Source organism: Mesorhizobium sp. M0140, assembly GCF_040322475.1.
Lineage (GTDB): Bacteria > Pseudomonadota > Alphaproteobacteria > Rhizobiales > Rhizobiaceae > Mesorhizobium.
Map to the genome: position 1 here is coordinate 60,050 of NZ_JAMYTM010000022.1, position 19,008 is coordinate 79,057.

Annotated in this window: 21 protein-coding genes; 9 read left to right on the forward strand and 12 right to left on the reverse strand. The window is 59.8% G+C overall.

The features are described from left to right. Positions 1-61: 61 nt before the first annotated feature. The 5 genes from NKJ37_RS21455 to NKJ37_RS21475 all read right to left on the reverse strand — a co-directional run bounded on the left by NKJ37_RS21455 (position 62) and on the right by NKJ37_RS21475 (position 3,613). A complete protein-coding gene (locus tag NKJ37_RS21455) occupies positions 62-775 on the reverse strand; it encodes a HoxN/HupN/NixA family nickel/cobalt transporter (RefSeq protein WP_023809575.1) in 714 nt (237 codons plus the stop codon). Positions 776-796: 21 nt separating this feature from the next. Next, positions 797-1,441 carry a DUF1007 family protein gene (locus tag NKJ37_RS21460; protein ID WP_502895378.1) on the reverse strand — a complete coding sequence of 215 codons (645 nt, stop codon included), beginning with the start codon at positions 1,439-1,441 and terminating at the stop codon, positions 797-799. A gap of 94 nt (positions 1,442-1,535) precedes the next feature. Then, the gene (locus NKJ37_RS21465) at positions 1,536-1,970 is read right to left on the reverse strand and encodes a YqaA family protein (protein ID WP_127292005.1); all 435 of its coding nucleotides are present in this window, start codon (positions 1,968-1,970) and stop codon (positions 1,536-1,538) included. A 24-nt stretch (positions 1,971-1,994) separates the two neighbouring features. Beyond that, positions 1,995-3,323, reverse strand: coding sequence for a cation diffusion facilitator family transporter (locus tag NKJ37_RS21470; protein ID WP_127292003.1), 1,329 nt, complete (start codon positions 3,321-3,323; stop codon positions 1,995-1,997). A gap of 8 nt (positions 3,324-3,331) precedes the next feature. Continuing rightward, entirely contained in the window at positions 3,332-3,613 is a 282-nt protein-coding gene (locus NKJ37_RS21475) for a metal-sensing transcriptional repressor (RefSeq protein WP_127292000.1), read from the reverse strand. Between the two features lie 208 nt (positions 3,614-3,821). Here NKJ37_RS21475 and NKJ37_RS21480 point away from each other — a divergent pair, with 208 nt between their 5' ends. From NKJ37_RS21480 to NKJ37_RS21490, 3 genes are all read left to right on the forward strand, one after another. Next, positions 3,822-4,106, forward strand: a complete 285-nt coding sequence (locus tag NKJ37_RS21480; RefSeq protein ID WP_127291998.1) for a hypothetical protein — start codon at positions 3,822-3,824, stop codon at positions 4,104-4,106. 114 nt (positions 4,107-4,220) lie between these two features. Then, the gene (locus NKJ37_RS21485) at positions 4,221-4,889 is read left to right on the forward strand and encodes a HupE/UreJ family protein (RefSeq protein ID WP_245490340.1); all 669 of its coding nucleotides are present in this window, start codon (positions 4,221-4,223) and stop codon (positions 4,887-4,889) included. Between the two features lie 36 nt (positions 4,890-4,925). Further along, entirely contained in the window at positions 4,926-5,573 is a 648-nt protein-coding gene (locus tag NKJ37_RS21490) for a transmembrane anchor protein (protein WP_352442498.1), read from the forward strand. Between the two features lie 157 nt (positions 5,574-5,730). Here the strand turns inward: NKJ37_RS21490 and NKJ37_RS21495 are convergent, their stop codons facing one another. The 6 genes from NKJ37_RS21495 to NKJ37_RS21520 all read right to left on the reverse strand — a co-directional run bounded on the left by NKJ37_RS21495 (position 5,731) and on the right by NKJ37_RS21520 (position 12,498). Next, the gene (locus NKJ37_RS21495; protein WP_127291993.1) at positions 5,731-6,747 is read right to left on the reverse strand and encodes an ABC transporter ATP-binding protein; all 1,017 of its coding nucleotides are present in this window, start codon (positions 6,745-6,747) and stop codon (positions 5,731-5,733) included. Further along, positions 6,744-7,739 (reverse strand): ABC transporter ATP-binding protein, encoded by a 996-nt coding sequence (locus NKJ37_RS21500; RefSeq protein WP_127291991.1) that lies wholly within the window; start codon positions 7,737-7,739, stop codon positions 6,744-6,746. Before NKJ37_RS21500 ends, NKJ37_RS21495 begins: the two co-directional genes overlap by 4 nt. Then, complete coding sequence (locus NKJ37_RS21505; protein ID WP_031212634.1) at positions 7,732-8,640, reverse strand: ABC transporter permease subunit; 909 nt, start codon at positions 8,638-8,640, stop codon at positions 7,732-7,734. The genes NKJ37_RS21500 and NKJ37_RS21505 overlap by 8 nt, the downstream gene beginning before the upstream one ends. Continuing rightward, on the reverse strand, positions 8,631-9,566 hold the full coding sequence (locus NKJ37_RS21510; RefSeq protein ID WP_023809586.1) for an ABC transporter permease: 936 nt from the start codon (positions 9,564-9,566) through the stop codon (positions 8,631-8,633). Before NKJ37_RS21510 ends, NKJ37_RS21505 begins: the two co-directional genes overlap by 10 nt. 12 nt (positions 9,567-9,578) lie before the next feature. Further along, a complete protein-coding gene (locus NKJ37_RS21515; RefSeq protein WP_127291988.1) occupies positions 9,579-11,156 on the reverse strand; it encodes a nickel ABC transporter substrate-binding protein in 1,578 nt (525 codons plus the stop codon). A gap of 121 nt (positions 11,157-11,277) precedes the next feature. Further along, positions 11,278-12,498 (reverse strand): amidohydrolase family protein, encoded by a 1,221-nt coding sequence (locus NKJ37_RS21520; protein WP_352442496.1) that lies wholly within the window; start codon positions 12,496-12,498, stop codon positions 11,278-11,280. 169 nt (positions 12,499-12,667) lie between these two features. On the opposite strand from NKJ37_RS21520, the gene NKJ37_RS21525 reads away from it, so the two are divergent. Then, complete coding sequence (locus NKJ37_RS21525) at positions 12,668-13,348, forward strand: GntR family transcriptional regulator (protein WP_352442495.1); 681 nt, start codon at positions 12,668-12,670, stop codon at positions 13,346-13,348. 39 nt (positions 13,349-13,387) lie between these two features. Then, positions 13,388-14,080 carry a flavin reductase family protein gene (locus tag NKJ37_RS21530; protein ID WP_127291983.1) on the forward strand — a complete coding sequence of 231 codons (693 nt, stop codon included), beginning with the start codon at positions 13,388-13,390 and terminating at the stop codon, positions 14,078-14,080. Between the two features lie 138 nt (positions 14,081-14,218). Here the strand turns inward: NKJ37_RS21530 and NKJ37_RS21535 are convergent, their stop codons facing one another. Further along, positions 14,219-15,289 carry an NAD/NADP octopine/nopaline dehydrogenase family protein gene (locus NKJ37_RS21535; protein WP_127291980.1) on the reverse strand — a complete coding sequence of 357 codons (1,071 nt, stop codon included), beginning with the start codon at positions 15,287-15,289 and terminating at the stop codon, positions 14,219-14,221. A 232-nt stretch (positions 15,290-15,521) separates the two neighbouring features. Between NKJ37_RS21535 and NKJ37_RS21540 the strand changes: the two genes are divergently transcribed. Genes NKJ37_RS21540 through NKJ37_RS21555 form a run of 4 tightly spaced genes read left to right on the forward strand, consistent with a single transcriptional unit; the run spans position 15,522 to position 18,998 of the window. Further along, positions 15,522-16,493 (forward strand): LysR family transcriptional regulator, encoded by a 972-nt coding sequence (locus NKJ37_RS21540; protein ID WP_127291977.1) that lies wholly within the window; start codon positions 15,522-15,524, stop codon positions 16,491-16,493. Next, positions 16,490-17,959: an NAD(P)-binding domain-containing protein gene (locus tag NKJ37_RS21545; protein WP_352442494.1), complete on the forward strand. Its 1,470-nt coding sequence runs from the start codon at positions 16,490-16,492 to the stop codon at positions 17,957-17,959. Before NKJ37_RS21540 ends, NKJ37_RS21545 begins: the two co-directional genes overlap by 4 nt. Continuing rightward, the gene (locus NKJ37_RS21550; RefSeq protein WP_127292362.1) at positions 17,956-18,438 is read left to right on the forward strand and encodes a CMD domain-containing protein; all 483 of its coding nucleotides are present in this window, start codon (positions 17,956-17,958) and stop codon (positions 18,436-18,438) included. The genes NKJ37_RS21545 and NKJ37_RS21550 overlap by 4 nt, the downstream gene beginning before the upstream one ends. Continuing rightward, on the forward strand, positions 18,435-18,998 hold the full coding sequence (locus tag NKJ37_RS21555; RefSeq protein ID WP_023809595.1) for a peroxidase-related enzyme: 564 nt from the start codon (positions 18,435-18,437) through the stop codon (positions 18,996-18,998). Before NKJ37_RS21550 ends, NKJ37_RS21555 begins: the two co-directional genes overlap by 4 nt. Positions 18,999-19,008 lie beyond the last annotated feature (10 nt).

A 19,008-nucleotide genomic window follows, 5' to 3' on the forward strand; every position in this document is an offset into this window, starting at 1 on the left:
GGGCTCAGAATTATCACGCGGAGCTGCTGCCCCGACGCGGGGACTCTGGCTTTGGACAGCGTTAGGAAGAAGTGATTTGCCAGACCGCTACGCCGGCTAGAACAATTCCGGCAGCGCCTTCGATCGTCCGCGAAATGGCATCGAACAGGCGTGGCCGGCTGTCGAAGAAATGCACTAGGCGCTCCCGAAACAGGATCGACAACACCGCAACGCAAGACAGCGTCAGCGCCACGCCGGCCATCATGGTGATTGCAAACAGGATACCGGCGAGCGGAACGCCTCTGGATATTGCGAAGGTCATCACGAAAAGCGTCAGCGGGCATGGGATCAAGCCGGCCATGACGCCGACGGCCTCGCCCTCATGCTTGTGGTGATGGCCGTGGCTCAATGCGCGCCAGAGCATCCAGACGCCTATGAGTCCAAGCAGCCCGCGACTGACGTCTTCTAGTAGCGGCGCGCGGCCAACACTGCCCAGGGCAATAGACACCAACGGTAGCGAGAGCGCCGCGATCAGCACGGCAATCGTCACATGCGTGAAGGAAAGTGTCAGTGATACCCGAAGACCGCGCGAAACCTTTGCGTCCGAACCGGCCAAATACGTGGCCAGTAGGGCTTTGCTGTGACCCGGCGTCAGCGCATGCGCTGCACCGAATAACACGCCCATCGGCAGAAAGGCCGTGAAGGCCAGCCAATCGCCGCCGGCCGAAAGCAGTTTGATCTGCTCGGCCAGCGCCAGGTAGATCGTGCGTTGGAAGTCGACCAGCGTCTGGAACATGGCCATCGAACCGGCTCCGGGTCAGCCGCAGGTCAATTCGAGGCGTGTCGCGAAAATCTTGCCGAGATCGGTCCCTGTTGGGTCACTGAAGAACGCGTCTGTCAGGCTTTTCTGGTTCTGTGCGATGGCCGTGTCCGGATCTGGACGGACGACCGCGCGTGAGCAGCCTACAGGCAGGCCAGCCACAGCAATCTTGTCGTCGTCGGTAAAATCGATCGCCGTGTAGAAGGTCGGGTCATATACGCCGATGCTGACTTTTCCAGCAAGAGCCAACGGGTCCTTCGGCTGCGTTTCGAACTGGACAACGAGCTGATCATTCTCAAAGCTGACGCTGAACTTCGGTGGCGGCGCCATCGTCACGTCCTTGCCGTTCAAGGTCACCATCTGAAAGTAGTTGTACCCGGCCAGCGACGCATGGACGGTGAGAGCAACCTCATCGAGTTCTTTTGTATCAAGAACAAGGTCGGAATTCTTGTCGAATTCCATCAGCACAGTGCTGGAAAAGAGGTCGTCGAAACGCCAGAGATGCCGAAGTGATTTGACCGTGCGGTCTTGACCGACGGTCATGTCCAGCTTCGCTTCGGCAAAGACATGGGGATGGGCACTCGCCGCCGCGGCGGAAGCGAGCAACAGCGCGACGCCTGATACCATGCCCGTCAGTCGCATTTTCACTCGCACTTCATCGTTTCCGGTCAGGCAGCACGTCTGGCATTGCAAGCAGGCCGAAATGGGACATGCGGTTAAGGTGGGCCGCTCAAGATCAAATCACGCTCAGCGTCATGGCGGCAAGAACAAGATAACGGCCGACCTTGGCCGCAGTGACCAGCAAGAGGAAAACCCGAAAAGGCTCGCGCAGGACGCCCGCGACGACGGTCAGCGGATCACCGACAATTGGCAGCCAACTCAGCAGAAGCGACCACTTCCCGTAACGGCGATACCACACTTGTGCGCGGTTTAGTTGCGTTTGGTTCGCCGGAAACCACCGCCGGTCCCGAAAGCGCTCAATGCCTCGGCCGAGCAACCAGTTAATCACCGACCCAAGCACGTTGCCGACGCTCGCGACTCCGACTAGCAACCAGGGCGAATAATCCGCAAGCAAGAGCCCGATCAGCACCGCTTCCGATTGCATCGGCAAGATCGTCGCGGCGATGAAGGCTGCCAGGAAAAGACCAGCGTAGGCTGCGAGATCGGTCATTGAACAGCGTATCTGTCTGTCGACCTAATGATGGTGACCTTCGGGTTCGACCATCTTGAACGGTAGCACCTGTTCGCGATCCTTGGCCTTCAGGACCAGTCTTGCCTCGAATTCATGCGGCTCGGCAGGGGTGACTGTGCTCTCAAGGCGATGATGATTGTCGGCGACAGGATCGAGGTGCAACGTCTCCGGCCCCTCTGGCCGGTCGATGATCACCGTCGCCGTCAAATCGTCGGCATGCCGGTCGATCGTCAGACGCATCCGCTCGCCAGCCGGTGTATCGACGATTTCCAATGTCCCTTCAGCCAGATCACAGGCGACCTTGAAGGGCTCCGGCGCATGATGGTGAGCATGAGAGGTTTCCGCGCCAGTGACGGCCGGGCTCACCAAGCGAACGTTGGCTTCGGCCAACGCCGGCAAGTGGGCGAACAGCTCCTGTTTGAGGGCTTCAGTTACACCCAGCACGTCGTTGGCCGTCGCCATCTCCGGAACACTGATGGCCACGTCGGCATGCAGGCGGTGGCCGATCCAGCGCGCCTGCACGCTTTGGACACGCTCGATGCCGGATACATGCTTGGCGGCATGATGGATTTCATCGACGATGCCAGGCTCGACGCCGTCGAGCATGCGGGTCAACACGGCTTTCGACGACTGCCATACGATGGCGAAGATCGCCAGCGTGATCAACAGTCCGATGATCGGATCGGCAAGCGGAAAGTCTAGCCACACGCCAATAGCGCCAAGCACGACCGCCAGACTGGTAAAGCCGTCGGTGCGGGCATGGTAACCATCCGCGATCAGCGCCGCGCTGTTGATCTCGCGGCCGACACGGATACGGAACACAGCGACGGCCTCGTTGCCTAAGAAACCTATGATGCCGGCTATGGCGACCCAGCCAAGAAATGCGATCGGCTGCGGATTGATCAACCTGTCGATCGCCTCGTAGCCGGCAACGATGGCGCTGAACAGGATGATGAGGACAATCAGAATGCCGGCCAGATCCTCGACGCGGCCCAGCCCGTAGGTGAACGTCTCGCTCGGTTTGCGACGGGCCAGCATGAAGGCGACCCACAATGGGATAGCGGTGACCGCGTCGCCGACATTGTGGATCGTGTCGGCCAGCAGTGCCACGCTGCCGGAGAGGAACACGACCACGAGCTGAAGCGCCGCCGTGATGGCCAGAACGACGAATGACCATTTGATCGCCCAGATGCCGCGCGTCGTCGTGGCGATCGTCGGGTCGATGACGCCATGGGTGTGACCATGGCCGCCCTCGCCGTGATCATGTCCGTGGCCGCCCATGCCGTGCGTCATCGGGCCGAATCCGAACCAATCGCGAACTTTGTCCATCATGGCGCTTCTCACAGGTATTTGGTGATATCCTTGAACTCGTCGATCGAGCGGCGCTGCTCGAGCGCCAGCGGTCCGACGACGTCCTCAAGGCAGTGGTTGAGGTGGTCTTGGATCAGCGTCTTCTTGGCCTGGGCGATGGCCCTCTCCACGGCATGAAGTTGCTGGGCGATGTCGAGGCACGGTCGACCGGCCTCGATCATCTCGACGATCCCGCGCAGATGGCCGTCGGCGCGCTTCAGCCGCTTGATGATGGCAGGATGGGTTTCGTGGACGTGGGGACGCTCATTCATACCTTGATGCTATCCCCCCAGAGAGGATATTCCAAGCCTCAAAGTGGCCTCGATTCTGGTGCACGCAACCATTCGTTAGGATTTTAGAGAATAATCGTTAAGCATGCCGAATTGGATCCATAGCATAGCCTTTCGTCTCATCGTCGCTTTCGCGATGACTCTCGGCGTGCTGGTCTCCCCAATGGGTGGTTCGGCCTCGCATAGCCCGATGGCGCTCGCTGCCGCCGAGGCAGCGCGTCACGCAGAGCTGGCAGCACAGATCGAAAAACACGGCCACAGCCATGACGATGGCGAAGCCGATGAGCAGAGCTTTGGTCATACCCACGGCCACAATCCGGCCGACCACACCCATGAGACGGCGAGCACGCTTCCGGGCTTCGCGCAGCCAGCACCGCCGATAGGCCGGAGCTGGCTGGTTTACCCGCCTTCGTTTGCCGACCTCAAAATCCGTTTCCGGCTTGAGCGCCCTCCCAGGCAGATCGTCATCGCATGATCGCGGCCGCACGCGCGGCCATCCTCAACGACGACGATTGGAATTCTCATGCAAGGATCCTTCTACGAGGGTCCGCCACGCACGCCTTGCGCGCGCTGGCGGTTGGCCCTTCCTATGCTCATTGCTCTCCTGACCCTTCCATTGCTTGGGGCGGTTGCCCTCGCCCATGCCGTTGCCGAAGGCGACAAGGGCTATATCCAGGAGATCACGGGCATCAATCTGCTGCCCTTCATCTATCTCGGCGCCAAGCACATGGTGACGGGATACGACCACATCCTGTTCCTGTTCGGCGTGATCTTCTTCCTCTACCGGATGAAGCACATTGGCATCTATGTGAGCCTGTTCGCGCTCGGCCATTCCACGACCATGCTGCTTGGCGTCTATTTCAAGGTGGGCATCAACAGCTACATCATCGACGCGATCATCGGCCTGTCGGTCGTCTACAAGGCGCTCGACAATATGGGCGCTTTCCAGAGGTGGCTCGGTTTCCAGCCGAACACCAGGATCGCGACGCTGATCTTCGGCTTTTTCCACGGCTTCGGCCTGTCGACGAAGATCATCGAATACAACATCTCGCCCGACGGGCTAGTGCCAAATCTTCTTGCCTTCAACGTCGGCGTTGAGATTGGCCAGCTTTTGGCGCTCGCTGCCATCCTTATTGTCATGGGCTACTGGCGCCGGACCGACAGTTTCTGGCGCCACGCATACACCGCCAACACCATCATGATGACCGCCGGGTTTGTGCTGATCGGCTATCAGCTCACCGGCTGGGTCGTCTCCTGAGCCTCCAAGTAAAGATCCCAAAAAAGGAATTCTCCTATGTACAATACCGACATCCCGACCCGCGCCGAGCTGCCGACATCCATGCAACTCCTTCGCTCTACCGTCATCGCAATTCTCGCGGCAGCTGCCATCCTTGTGACCATCGTGCTGCCGGCCGAATACGCCATCGATCCCACCGGCGTTGGGCGAGCGCTCGAGCTCACCGAGATGGGCGAGATCAAGACACAACTGGCCGAAGAGGCCGAGCATGACCGCCTTCGCGAACTGCAAAACGGCACTCCGATCGCCGTGCCAGCCCGAGATCAGCAGTCGAGTCTTCTGGAGCGCGTCTTCGCTGAACTGGTGATGGGTTCCGCCTCTGCCCAGGAACTCCGGACAGACGAAATGTCGGTCACCCTGAAGCCCGGCGAAGGAGCTGAGATCAAGCTCGTCATGGCCAAGGGCGCACAGGCACAATACTCTTGGACGGCCAATGGCGCGGCGGTGAACTTCGACACCCATGGTGACGGCGGCGGCGAAAACATTTCATACGAGAAGGGCCGCGGGGCTGCAGAGGACGAGGGCGTACTTGAGGCAGCGTTTGACGGCAATCACGGTTGGTTCTGGCGTAACCGCACCGATGCCGACGTCACCGTGACGCTGAAGACGAACGGTGCCTACACCGACATCAAACGGATGATGTGAACGATACGTCAATTTTATCCGGCGCCGTTTGGCGCCGGAGTGACGCGCTGTTCATTGCCACGACCTCACTGTTTGGCGCACCACCGTCCCGTGAGCATTCGTGTCGAGGTAGGCGGCGGCGTGGTGAATTGGTGCGCCGCTAGGCTGTGTCAACGTGTCATGCCGCATTGGCTGTTGGCGAAATCAGCGCCGAACGTTTGCCGCGATGGAGATCCTTGGCAAACACGCAAGCCGAACTGTGCCCAGGAGATAGCTTCAAGGCCGGTGGCATCTGTTGTTTGCATTCTTCGACCACCAAGGGGCAGCGAGTCCGGAACCTGCAGCCGGATGGTGGATTCGTAGGGCTCGGCACCTCCCCGATCATGACCGGAACCCTGCGCTGCTTTTCGGCGATCGGATCCACCTCCGGTGTCGAGGCCAGCAACATCTGCGAATAGGGATGGCCTGGGTGATCGTAGAGTTCCTGCGATGGCCCGTGCTCCACGATCTTGCCGAGGTACATCACGTAGACGCGCGATGCAGCCTGCCTGACCAACGCAAGGTCGTGGGCAATGAACAGGCACGCCACCCCAAAATCTTTCTGCAGGTGCAGGAAAAGGTTCATCACTTGGGCTCGGATGGACAAATCCAGTGCGCTAACTGGTTCATCGCAGATCAGCACTCTTGGATTCACGGCGAGGGATCGGGCAATCGCAACGCGCTGGCGCTGCCCTCCGGACAGTTCCCGCGTGTGCCGATCCTTCAAAGCGTCCGCCAGTCCGACCTGATCCAGGAGCGCCTTGGTACGATGGTTGCGGTCGGATTGTGATTTCAACCCGCTGATCAGCAACGCTTCATCGATCGTCTCACCGACCGTCTGTCTGTCGTTCAGGGACGAATATGGATCCTGAAACACGTATTGGAGCGCCCTGCGGCTTTCGCGCAGTGCTGCACCGGAGAGTGTGGTGAGGTCCACTCCATCAAGCAGGACTCGTCCCGCGCTTGCCTTTTCGAGACCCACAATGGTGCGGCCCAGCGTCGACTTTCCGCAACCGGACTCGCCTACCAGACCGACGATCTCGCCCGGATAGAGCTCGATCGAGACGTCGTCGACGGCATGGATGAACTTGCCTCGCTGAACGCTTTTGAAGCGCGTCTGCAGGTTTTCGACTTTCAGAACAGGACCGTGCGTCATGCTGCTGCCTTCCTTTGGTTGACAACCGCGCAGGCCACGACAACAGCGCTGTCGACCGACCGCGCAAGTGGAGGGCGGCTTGCGGTGCATGCGGGAATTGCGAGCTCGCAGCGCGGGGCAAAGGCACAGCCTTTGAATGGCGCGCCCAGCGTTGGCGGTATCCCGGGAAGACCGCGAAACTCCGAACCGATCGGGTCTTCCCGCCGTGGGATCGCGTTGATCAGCCCTCTCGTGTACGGATGGCGTGGGGTAACGAGGACCTTGTCCACGGGACCTCGTTCGGCGGCCCGAGCCGCATACATGACAACGATGTTGTCGGCCGCTCCGGCGACTACCCCCATATCGTGGGTAATCAGCACCATGGCCATGTTGAGCCGCCGCTGCAGGTCCTTGAGCAGGCGCAGGATTTGAGCCTGGACCGTCACATCGAGAGCGGTCGTAGGCTCGTCCGCGATCAGAAGTTTTGGCTCGCCGGCCAGCGCAATGGCAATTACGATGCGTTGCCTGAGACCACCCGACAGTTCGTGGGGGAATTGACGAAGTCGCGCTGCTGGATCCGAGATGCCGACCAGCTTGATGAGTTCCAACGCCCGCTCCTCCGCAGCGCGTGGGGTCATCTTGAGATGGAGCTCCGCCATCTCGGCGATCTGCCTTCCAACACGGCGGACGGGGTTCAGCGCGCTCATCGGATCCTGGAAAATGAATCCGATCGACTTGCCTCGTACCTTACGGATCTCGGATTCCGGCAGGCCGATCAATTCACGCCCATCGAAGCGCACCGATCCCGACAAGTTCGTCGTCACGCCGGTCGGCATCAGACCGAGCGGCGCGAAGTTCATTACAGTCTTGCCGCTGCCGCTTTCCCCGACGATGGCAAGGCATTCTCCTTGCCGGACGGTGTAGCTGACGCCATCGACGGGGCGTACCGCGGCCTTCGCGGTCAGGAGATCGACCGTCAGATTGCTGACGTTCAAAAGGGGTTCGTCATGCATCCGAATTCTCCTTGGCCCAGCCGGCGACCTCAATTCTGCGCAAGGCAAGCGTCCGCCTCGAAAGCGGCTTGGGAATGCGATTAAGTGCTATGGATTCGCCGAGGATGTTGAAGCCGATCACCGCAGCGGTCAGGGCCAGGCCGGGCAGGATAACCTGTCGCGGATCCGACTCGAGATACGGCAAAGCATCAACAAGCATCTGTCCCCATTCCGGCGTGGGCGGCTGAATGCCCAGACCAAGGAAGCTGAGTGTTGCGACAGCCAAAGCGGCTGTCCCGGCATCCGCCGTCGCATAGACCATGACCGCGCCGATGGTGCCGGGGAGCAAATGGCCGAAGTAAATGCGCCATGGGCTGGCGCCCAGCACACGCAGGGCTTCGATATGCGGCTTGCTCATGATGCTGACCGCCACGGCCCGGCTGATACGACCGCTCATCGGCCACCATGCCAATGACAGAGCCAGTACCATGGTCCAGTAGCCCGGCCCGACGATCCCGATCACGGCAAGGGCAGTGATCAGGCTTGGGATGGACAGTCCGACGTCGACGATGCGCATCAGCAGGTCGTCTACCCAACCGCGGTGGTAGCCAGCGATGGTCCCCATGGCGACACCGACCGTCATTGCAATGATGAGGACCGAGCCAACGCTGACCAACGACGTATTCGCCGCAATGATCAGGCGGCTGAGCGTATCGCGCCCGAGATGGTCGGTGCCGAGCCAATGTGCGGCAGTTGGTCCCAGGCCGGTCTCCAGTAAGTTCTGTGCGCTGGGATCTTGTGGAGCGAGCCATGGCGCGAAGCTGCCCAGGGCGAGGAAGAGGCCGATCACGATCAAGGCCACGCGGGGCAACTTGTTCAACCGGGCGAATGCAGGCTTTAATCTATTCATGGTCAGCTCCATTGGCGCCGGACACGTGGATCGGTCATCAGAACTGCGAGATCGACGATCAGATTCACCACGATGAAGAAGGCGAGGAAGATCAACAGGCAGGCCTGCACGACCATGAAGTCCCGAAACTTCACGCCTTGGAGAAAGTAGTCGCCCACGCCCTGCCAGGCGAACAGCGGTTCAACGATGATAGCAGTTGCGGTCATCAGGCCGACCTGGGTTCCCAGTGCGTTGATGAACACAGGTATGATGTTTGGCAGCGCGTCCCGGAACAGGATGGCGGTCCGTCCCAGACCTTTGCTTTTGGCCGTCAACACGAAGGGGCTGGCCATGGCCTCTTCCAGTCCCACACGAACGACACGGCTGAGCACGGCGGCGGGCAGCACCGCGACAGTGACCCATGGCAGCACCCAACTTTCCGGACCGCCGAAGCCGAAGGATGGAAAGAGCTGAAAGGTGACAGAGAAACCATAGATCATCAGCGCCCCGACGAAGAATGTCGGTGTCGATGCGCCGAGAAGAGCCAAACCGCGCGAAACGCGGTCCGGCAGTCTGTAGGGCCAGAAGGCACCCAGGAATCCGAGAGCCAGGCCGAGCAGGGTCGCAACCACGGCGCTGCCAACGATCAGGGTACCGGTGACCAACATGCGCTTTGGCAAGTCCGCACTGACTTCCTGGCCCGTTCTGTAGGAGATGCCAAAATCTCCTCGGACTGCATCGCCGAGCCAACCCGCGTAGCGCATCAGCAGGGGCTTATGCAGTCCGATCTCTTCGGCAACCTTTTCGACGTAACCCGGGGTTGCAACTGCTCCTCTGAGTTCAGCGATGAGAACAGCGACATTTCCCGGAGCCGAAACAACCAGGGTAAAGCAAACCAGAGACGCCATGAACAGCAGTACGAGGGAGTGCCTCAGCCTCTTGCTGATGAAGTGGATCAACGCGCCCTCCCTCTACTCGGCCAGCACGATATTTTCGTATGGCATATCGTATTCGGTGACCGGGCTGGTGAAGCCCTGGACCCGCTTGGAGTGCGCCCAGATGCTGGGAACGTAAACCAACGGCGCTATCGCGTCGTTGTCACGCAGCCAGTCGTAAACCTTTTGGATCGATGGCGCGATCTGATCCCCGGTTGCCGCTGTCGCAGCGTTGATCAGCGGGTCCAGGTTGGCCGGATCGGTGAACAGCTTGCCCTCGACATCGTTTTTGAAGGTCGAGAGGCACAAGGCCACCACCGTGCCGAACGGATCGTAAGGAGCCCCGTAGGTCAGGAAGAAGCCGAGATCGTATTTCCGTTCGAGCATGTCGGTGTGCTTAGAAGCGTGGTCGACAGAGCGGACGATCAAATTGATGCCGATTTCCTTCATCTCGGATTGTATGACTTCGGCCACGACGCGAGAGCCGGGAACGGCGTCGGGACTGACGACAATCTCAAGCGTCAGTGGCGTGCCGTCCTTGGAACGCACGGGACCACCCGTCCAACCCGCCTTCTCCAGGAGCGCTGATGCGGCCGCAACGTCGCGAACTGGGGCATCATGCTGGGTGCCAGCAAATGGCAATGCATCGGAGAACAGGTTGCCCGCCGGTCGGGCAAAGCCTTGGTAGAGCGCCTGGGAAATCGCCGCGCGATCGATCCCTATGCTGACGGCCTTGCGCACTTGCGGATCCTTGAGCGCTTCGGTGCGATCGGGATTGAAAGCCATCACCAGTGTGACGTTGCCGGGATCGATGACCACGTTGAGCCCTGCGGCCTCGAGCTGCTTTGCCTCAACGGGGGTAAGCGGCGCGATCCAAAACCCGCCGACGAGATCGATCTCGCCAGCGCGCAGGGCGGCAACCCGCGCGCGCGGATCAGGGATGACCTTGGCTTCGAGACGCTGATAAGTCGGCTTGTCGCCCCAGTAGCCGTCGTAGCGCTCGAAAACACTTTGTGTATCGTCAGCGCTAAGTTGACGCCAAGGACCGGTGCCGACGGGTTCGACAAATTTGCCATTCGCATCGACCGATTTGGGGCTAAGGAACCTCGGCGGCCGTGTGTAGGAAAGCTCCTGCATGAGCGCCAGCGGCGGTTCTTTGAAATGAACGGCTATCTGGTGCTCATCGATCACTTCCAACGATTGAAAATACTTGGAGCAGTTCATCCAGCTGAACTGATCGAGTCCTAGCCAACGCTCCAGATTCCACTTGCAGCTAGCTGCATCGAACACTGCGCCGTCCTGGAACGTTACCCCCTGGCGCAACGTAAGATGCAACGTCTTGCCCCCCTCTTCGATCTTCCAGTCGGTCGCAAGGCAAGGCTCGATCTGGCCGCCCTTGCCGTACCGCACCAGCGGCTCGAACATCAGGTCCTGAATGGCCCAGATCGCGTAGTGGCTCTGCGGATCAAGATTGCCCGCGGGTTTGGCGATCGCCACTCGCAATGTGCCCGCCGCCCCCTCGGCAAAGGCAAATTTGGTGAAGGTAGCATCGGTTATTGCGAGTCCTAACGCCCCTGATCCGATCTGCAGAAATGTACGCCTGTTGAATGACATGATTGCTCCTCTCGTTGCTTATTGTTCCCTGGGGCCTAGTTGCCTCGAAAGGCACTGGGGCCTTTTTTGTATAGACATATCACATTATTGTATACAATTTAATTTAGACATCGTATCCCTTCTAATAAGTTTTTGTGCTCATTTGCGCAGGTGAGGTCTGCACCGCAACCCCGCCTCGCGCGACGACCTTGCCGCGCTTGACGACCAACGCGCGCGGCCGGTGGGACACGACGGCATCGGCGAGTGTCTCGCCTTCCACCAAAACCATGTCCCCCCAGCAGCCGGGCATCAGGCCGTACCTTTCCAGCGCAAGAACTCCGGCACCGCCGCGCGTGCAGACGTCGAGGGCCCATTCGAGTTCATCGTCGCGGCGAAAATTGTTGCGCAAGCCGACAAACATCGCGCGTTCCAGCATGTCACCACTGCCGTAAGGTCCCCAGATGTCACGGATGCCGTCATTTCCGGCGCCGACGACCACTCCAGCAGATCGCAATTTGGCGACCGGAGGCGACGGCTGCGATGCCGGCCCGGTGGTAAGAATATGGATCGAAAGCTCCGCCAACTCGTCGATTAGTCGGCCGACATAATCGGCATCGTGCATGCCGAGACAGAAGGCATGGCTGACTGCCACCCTTCCCTGCATGCCGAGTGCACGGGTGCGTTCGATGATGAGTTCGAGCGAAAAGGCGCCAAGCTCTCCCGCTTCGTGCAAATGTATATCTATGGGCCGGCCAAAGCGTTGAGCGAGGTCGAAAATTGCATCGAGGTGCCCTTTGGGATCGCGATCAACCCCAGCAGGGTCCAGCCCGCCGACCACCTCGGCGCCCATTTCCAACGCCCGTCGCATAAGTTCGACAGTGCCAGGCCGGATCATCATACCGCCTTGAGGAAAGGCGACGATCTCAATATCGACGAGGTCTCGTAGCTCGTCACGAGTGCGCATGACGCCCTCTACACCGGCAAGGCCGTGCACGGTGTCGATATCGACGTGGCTACGGATATGGGTGGTGCCTTGCGCCACTGAGGCAAGCGCCTGTCGACGCGACTGGCGGACCGGATCGATACCCAAGCGGATCTTGGCTTCACGCTCGGTCTCGATCTTGTCTATCAAGCGAGGGCCGACTTCATTGCGATACCACGCCATTCCGATCATCGATTTGTCGAGGTGGGTGTGCGCTTCGACCAAGCCCGGAACGACGATGCGACCTCCGCCGTCCTCCACCAGCCCGCCCAAAGGTGAAAGCTCCGGCTCGACGCGGGTAATGCGGCCATTCTCAATAAGAATATCCACATTGGAGCCAGCCATCGGGCGCACATTTCTAATCAACAAATTGGTTGTCATGCGGTGCGCTCCTCCCAGAGGCAGCCTATCGTCTGCGGCACGGCGACGGCCGCCTGCAGGTCGTGTACGTAACTACCGCATAATTGTATACCTATTTCAAGATAAATCGTATCCCATATTGACAAAAATATATCTTGATCGATAAGTTGCGGGAGCTTAGGGGGATGCGATGACCAAATCGAGTCGAGCCGAAAACGTCTACTTGTCGCTGCGTCGCGCCATCATTGAGCAGGCGCTTCGCCCCGGTATGAAATTGCCCGAAGACGCCATCGGCGAGCAGTTCGGCGTTAGCCGGACCAGCGTACGAAACGCGCTTGTCCGACTGAGTGCCGAAGGCCTGGTGGAGGTGAGGAATAATCGCGGAGCCTGCGTCGCCGAACCGACGCTCGAGGAAGCGTTAGATATATTTTCCCTACGACGCTGCCTGGAGCGCGAGGTAGTGGACCGGCTTTCGCGAAAGATCACACCCGCTCAATTTGCGGCACTTGAGGGCCACGTCAAACTTGAAAGGGACGCAGTAAACACGAGCGGACCATTATCGATACGGCTGGCGGGCGAATTCCACATTCTGCTGGCCGAACTCACGGGATCGAAGCCGCTGACCCGTTATGTCAGCGAGATTGTATCGCGCTGTTCGCTGATCCTAGCCTTGTACAGCCGTCCGCACTCCGATCAGTGCGGCGTCGACGAACACGTCGAAATCATTCAGGCGCTGCGCCAACACAATCCCGAGCGCGCCATGCATGCGATGGAACACCATCTCGAGGCACTCGAGGCTCGGGCGCAAATCAGCGATCAAACTGAGCCCGACGTTCGCTCCATCCTGAGTACATACGCTCAGGCAGGGTGACCAACTCTCAAGCAGCTTGGCAAAATTCAGGAGGATATAATGCTCAACCCCCAGCCCGAGCCGGTGGGGCAGCGGAGCCGCGTGAGCATCGACTTCGCCCGCATCTCGGCACGCGAACGCTACAAGCTGCTGATCGGGGCAGTGGTGCCTCGGCCAATCGCTCTGGTGACCACACGACACCCCGACGGGACTGTCAATGCTGCGCCCTACAGCTTCTTCAATTGCCTCTCGGCCGATCCTCCAATCCTAGCCCTGGGTGTGGAGAACCATAATGACATGTCCTTCAAAGATACGACGCTCAACATCCGACTGACTGAGGAATTCACAGTCAACATCGTGGACCATGCGCTGGTTGACGCCATGAACGTCTGTGCCGTCCCATTTCCTTCCCACATTGACGAACTGGCCGAGGCCGGACTGACGCCTGTGCCCGGTGAGACGGTCCAATGCCCCTACATTTTCGAAGCGCCTATAGCCTTCGAATGCCGCCGACATTTGACGCTTGGCCTGGGTAAGTCGCGCGAGATTGTCCTTGGTCAAGTTATGCGGATGCACATTCGTGAGGATCTTGTTGACCAGGAGCGTTTCTATATCGATCAACTCGCGCTAGACGCCGTCGGCAGAATGGGTGGACACGGTTATTCGACCACCCGCCACCAGTTTGACCTGCCAACGATGTCGCATGAGCAATGGTTGGCAATGAGGCCTATGCCACCCAACACCGATGGATAGCGCCCTGATCGCGCAACGCGCTCGTCGCTTCAATCATCCTTCCTGATCGTGCAGAGACGCTGCCTGCGGCCAAGGACCCTGCCGATGCCGGGCTGGGAGAATATTCACTGCAGCTGGGCTACAGCGCACTGGAAGCTGTTATAACCCTTTGCGGCAAAGGGTTTCAAGATCCGCCTTTGTCATTTCCTCGATGCCGAGCGCAGGAAGAATATCATTATCTCCCTTGAGATCCCGGCCATAAGCCGCCGACAAGATGGAAATTCCGGATTCATGGAGTGTCGCCGGATTTCCGCTGATCTTCCCCAGAACGGCAGTCGGTAGCAGGCCGAACGGAACATCCTCGAGAATATAGCGGCTCTGGATGGTTGTCGGGCCAAACCCGCCGCGGCCTAGACGATCCATCTCCTGGTTCATGTCCGAAACAGTGCTCATGGGCACATGAAACGACAATGAAAAATGTTCCTGGACCGTACGAACCGCGATACCGAAATGGGCAGCGATGGCCAACCGTTCGGCATCCAGAGCCTCGATCAAGCGACCAACGGCAGGAGTGACATTTCCCCCTTGGCTCCACTGCTCGGCCTTTTCCATGCGTGTGAGATTGAGAAGGGCAATTCCCAGATGGTTCTGCGGATTGAGGTTGCTGAGCGCAATCGCCAGCAGACCATCCCGCTTGACGAAACGATTGCCGAACAAGGCCGTGCAAAGCTCGTACCCTTGGTCGAGCGCATCGAAAGGCAGCGTCGCAACATCAAGCTTCTGGCGAATGGAAGTGACATTGACTTCGGTTGATCCGAGCTGGCGGCCAGTCAGTAGCGTTGTGCCCCAAACGACGATCGGCAACCTGACCTTGCGCTCGGCCAACCGCTTCCAGAGATACAGAGCCCCGAACGAACTATGCGAACTGATGATGACCGGAATTCCATCTGCCAGATGAGGGACGGCGGCGTCCATCACCATCTTGTGGCCGTAAGCCGGAAGCGCGATCACCACCACGTCCGCGTGCTCGATAGCATCTCTGCAATCCTTGGCAATGCGCACCGGCACCGTCGCCTCGATATCCCCCGTCGCCTTCAACAATTCGCCAGTAGCCAACGTTCTGGTGCGGTGTCCCGACGGTGACCAAAGTGTTGGCGAGTGTCCCGATTGTGCCAAATAGGCCGCAAGGCCATAGGCAATTGCTCCGGCGCCCAGAATACTCACGCGCATAACATTCCTCCTGTTGCAGGCTTTATGGTTCGAGAATCCTTGTAGTCCCGGCCTACAAGTTTTTTCATCACGAGGTTTCGAATTGGAGTCACCTCGGTTGCCCCCAGCCGTTTCGATCAAGGGCTCCGGCTCTGAGCCGGCAAGCGCCGCTGAGAACATTAGTTTCCGCTTGACATATATCAAAAATGAATGAGACGATGTCAATCATACGTATTTCACATGTAGGGAGAATATGGAAACTCGGGACCTTCAGACCTTCCTTGCGGTGGCTGCCAGCGGCAGCATTACCAAGGCGGCTGACATGCTCGGGCGTTCCCAACCTGCGGTGACACGCACCATTCAGGATCTTGAGGGCGAACTTGGCTTCGAATTGCTGCACCGGGTCGGTCGACGGGTGCAGCTATCTGAAGAGGGTGTCGCATTTGAAGAAGAAGCGCGGCGACTGCTGATGTCCTTCACCGAACTCGCGGCGCGGGCCAAGATGATCGCCGCCGGCCGGGGTCGGATCCTGCAGATTGTCACAACCTCCGCGATCGGCACTGGCCTGATCCCGACGGCCATGGCCGAGCTCAAGGGTATCGAGCTTCCGCACGAGACACATCTCGGACAGTTTCTTCCCTCCATCGTGGCCCAGGAAGTGCGCAGCGGTCGTGCCGAGATCGGCTTTTCAAGCCTGCCGCTCGATACACCCGGCCTGGATGTCCTGCGGCTCTATTCGGCGCCCGATGTTGCTGCTGTGCGGGAGGACGATCCGCTGGCAGAACTCGACGTCATACCGCTTTCGGCCTTTGCCGGCCGTCGCGTCGCTACCTTGCTCAACCCGCTGCGTTTCCAACTGCACGTCTCCAAGGCATTGGCCGCCAGGGGTATCGACACCGGGCCAGTGATCCGGACGAATACTGCCTATGGCGCGTTGCAGCTTGTGCGCCGGACCGGCGTTGCCGCTGTCATTGATCCCCTCACCGCCTATGGCGTGGCCTTGCCAGGGGTCGCCATCCGCCCGATTGACGCGACCGTTCTCTTTTATTGGGGGGTTGTGGCTGCCGAAAAACGTCCCCTTCGTCCAGTCGCACAGGCGTTGATGGAGGCGGTCGAAGCGGTGGCTGAACGATCGATAGTCGGCTTCAAGAAACTCGATCCGGCCTTGGCCGGCCAACTGGTGACCGATCCTGCATCCGCCACAAATCACGGAACGGGGATATGAAGCATTCCCCCACCGCGCCAATTTTGACAAGTCTTGCCGCGCTCGAGGCACAGCTGGCGCAGGATCTCGACTTCCTCGAACTGCCTGCCAGGCCATGGGTCCCGGCACGTTCGCACGATGGTGTCCCTGTCCGTGACGTCGTGGTGATCGGCGCCGGCATGTGTGGACTTGCTGCCACGGCAAAGCTGGTGCTGACGGGGATAACCAATGTCGTCGCCTATGACGCGGCTCCGGCAGGGCTCGAAGGGCCGTGGGTAACGTTTGCCCGCATGCAAACGCTCCGGTCGCCGAAAACCCTGCACGGTCCGTCGCTCGGCCTGCCGCAATTGACGTTCCGCGCCTGGTTCACGGCGCAATGGGGCGTTGAGGCCTGGCGGTCGCTGGACAAAATCCCCAAGGGCCAGTGGATGGATTACCTGGTCTGGTACCGCAAGGTCCTGGCTCTGCCATTGCGCAACAGCGTGCGCATGACCGCCGTCGAACCCGTTGGTGATCTGATTGCGATCGATATCGAAGGCGCGGAATCCGGCCGGGTTCTCACCCGTCGTCTGGTTCTGGCCACCGGTCGCTCCGGTCTGGGCGGTATTGCCGTACCCGATTTCCTCAACGGGATCGATCGCGCCTATTGGGCCCATTCTGCCGACGACATCGATTTCGATGCGCTGAAAGGCAAGCGTGTGGCAGTTATCGGCGCCGGTGCCTCTTCCATGGACAATGCTGCGACCGCACTCGAGGCGGGCGCCGGTTCTGTCGACATGTTGATCCGGCGCAAGGAGATGCCGCGCATCAACAAGCTGACCGGCATCGGCAGCCCGGGTGTCGTACTCGGCATGCATGAATTGCCCGATGCCTGGAAGTGGAAGTTCTTCGACTACACCGCCTCCACCCAGACGCCGCCGCCGCGTTCATCCACGCTTCGCGTGTCTCGCCACGCGAATGCCCGGTTCTTTCTCGACTGCGGCATCGTTGCGGTAAGGGAAGATCCGGAGGGCCTGCTGATCGAAACCACACAAGGGCTGATGCGCTACGACTTCCTGATCGCGGCAACCGGTTTTTCAAATGACTTCAACGGCCGCCCGGAATTCGCGGCGATCGCCCCACATATCCGCACCTGGTCGGATGGCCGATATAGGCCGGATATGGGGCCGGGTCGTGCAGGCATGTCGGACGCGCCGGATCTCGGTCCTGCCTTCGAGTTTCGCGAACGCGTCCCCGGCTCCTGCCCGATGCTTGCACATATCCACTGCTTCAACGACGCCGCCATGCTAACGCACGGCAAGGTCTCCGGCGACATCCCGGCCGTCAGCGCCGGTGCCGACCGTCTTGTGCGCGGCATTGCCGCATCGCTGTTTGCCGAGGATGTCGAAACCCACTTCGCCAATCTGATCGCCTACGACACGCCCGAACTTCTGGGCGACGAGTGGGTCGATTCAACACCCTTGTTGCACAAGGAGGCCGCGCTGTGATTGACGCAATGGACAAGGCAGCGGGTCTTTCACCGGACGATGCCCTTTTCGCTGCACGGCGGTTTCGGCCCGAATTCGTGCGAGGGGCCGAGGAATGTCGCCTCTCGGTGCTGCACCCGGCAAACGATCAGGGGCTGGCGCCGAATTTGCGTGTTGCTCTTGCCCGTCGCATGGCCGCCCTGAATGCCGATCCGGTCCTGGTGGCCGAATATGATGTTCAGCTGGATCAGCTTGATCCTACAGAGCAGCTTCTGGCTGTAGCCCAGGGCGAGACGGCTCTGGAAGAACCATTGGCGACTATCGCCCGGCACGCCGACCTGGTCACGGTGACGCCAAAAAAGGCCGAGGCGAGCGACATCGCCCTGCTCGCCCAGGCCGGATTGAGCAATCCTCAGATCGTCGCGCTCTCCGAACTGATTGCCTTCGTCAACTTCCAGACGCGGGTAGCGACCGGCTTGCGATTGATGAGGTCGGCATGATTTCCTCGGTGCGCCTGAAGCCGCTGAACTGGCAGCCATACATCGCGCCGGTCAAGCTATCCGAAGCCACGCCGGAACAGCTTGAAGCGATGAAGGTTACGCCTTCGGCCAAGAAAGTTTCGGAATATGTGCGCACCCTTGCGCATGACCCAGAGAGCTATCTTGCCCGCACGGTTCTGTTCAACGCAATCATGTATGTCGAAGGCGGGCTCGCCCGTCCCGACCGCGAACTTGGCGCATTGGGGGCCTCGATCGTCAATGGCTGCAAATTCTGTGCCGTTGTCCACGCCCGCCGGCATGCGGAGTTGACCAAGAGCGACCAAGTGGTCACCGCACTTTATCTCGACAAACCTGAAGCGCTCGGCCAACGCGATGCGGCAATCTACAGCTTTGCCCGCCGCCTGTCGGCGGCGCCGTCGGAAGCGACGGCAGACGACATCGCCGCGCTTCGATCAGTTGGCATGGATGACCGCGAGATCATCGATCTGATCCACGCCATATCGATCTTCGGCTGGGCAAACCGGCTGATGCACGTTCTCGGCCATGCGGAGAGCGGGTGATGATGTCGCA

Excerpts from the sequence above, each read along its gene's own strand:
- NKJ37_RS21455 (WP_023809575.1), bottom strand. The coding sequence starts at position 775 with ATGTTCCAGACGCTGGTCGACTTCCAACGCACGATCTACCTGGCGCTG.
- NKJ37_RS21460 (WP_502895378.1), bottom strand. The coding sequence starts at position 1,441 with ATGCGACTGACGGGCATGGTATCAGGCGTCGCGCTGTTGCTCGCTTCC.
- NKJ37_RS21465 (WP_127292005.1), bottom strand. The coding sequence starts at position 1,970 with ATGACCGATCTCGCAGCCTACGCTGGTCTTTTCCTGGCAGCCTTCATC.
- NKJ37_RS21470 (WP_127292003.1), bottom strand. The coding sequence starts at position 3,323 with ATGATGGACAAAGTTCGCGATTGGTTCGGATTCGGCCCGATGACGCAC.
- NKJ37_RS21475 (WP_127292000.1), bottom strand. The coding sequence starts at position 3,613 with ATGAATGAGCGTCCCCACGTCCACGAAACCCATCCTGCCATCATCAAG.
- NKJ37_RS21480 (WP_127291998.1), top strand. The coding sequence starts at position 3,822 with ATGGCGCTCGCTGCCGCCGAGGCAGCGCGTCACGCAGAGCTGGCAGCA.
- NKJ37_RS21485 (WP_245490340.1), top strand. The coding sequence starts at position 4,221 with ATGCTCATTGCTCTCCTGACCCTTCCATTGCTTGGGGCGGTTGCCCTC.
- NKJ37_RS21490 (WP_352442498.1), top strand. The coding sequence starts at position 4,926 with ATGTACAATACCGACATCCCGACCCGCGCCGAGCTGCCGACATCCATG.
- NKJ37_RS21495 (WP_127291993.1), bottom strand. The coding sequence starts at position 6,747 with ATGACGCACGGTCCTGTTCTGAAAGTCGAAAACCTGCAGACGCGCTTC.
- NKJ37_RS21500 (WP_127291991.1), bottom strand. The coding sequence starts at position 7,739 with ATGCATGACGAACCCCTTTTGAACGTCAGCAATCTGACGGTCGATCTC.
- NKJ37_RS21505 (WP_031212634.1), bottom strand. The coding sequence starts at position 8,640 with ATGGAGCTGACCATGAATAGATTAAAGCCTGCATTCGCCCGGTTGAAC.
- NKJ37_RS21515 (WP_127291988.1), bottom strand. The coding sequence starts at position 11,156 with ATGTCATTCAACAGGCGTACATTTCTGCAGATCGGATCAGGGGCGTTA.
- NKJ37_RS21520 (WP_352442496.1), bottom strand. The coding sequence starts at position 12,498 with ATGACAACCAATTTGTTGATTAGAAATGTGCGCCCGATGGCTGGCTCC.
- NKJ37_RS21525 (WP_352442495.1), top strand. The coding sequence starts at position 12,668 with ATGACCAAATCGAGTCGAGCCGAAAACGTCTACTTGTCGCTGCGTCGC.
- NKJ37_RS21530 (WP_127291983.1), top strand. The coding sequence starts at position 13,388 with ATGCTCAACCCCCAGCCCGAGCCGGTGGGGCAGCGGAGCCGCGTGAGC.
- NKJ37_RS21535 (WP_127291980.1), bottom strand. The coding sequence starts at position 15,289 with ATGCGCGTGAGTATTCTGGGCGCCGGAGCAATTGCCTATGGCCTTGCG.
- NKJ37_RS21540 (WP_127291977.1), top strand. The coding sequence starts at position 15,522 with ATGGAAACTCGGGACCTTCAGACCTTCCTTGCGGTGGCTGCCAGCGGC.
- NKJ37_RS21545 (WP_352442494.1), top strand. The coding sequence starts at position 16,490 with ATGAAGCATTCCCCCACCGCGCCAATTTTGACAAGTCTTGCCGCGCTC.
- NKJ37_RS21555 (WP_023809595.1), top strand. The coding sequence starts at position 18,435 with ATGATTTCCTCGGTGCGCCTGAAGCCGCTGAACTGGCAGCCATACATC.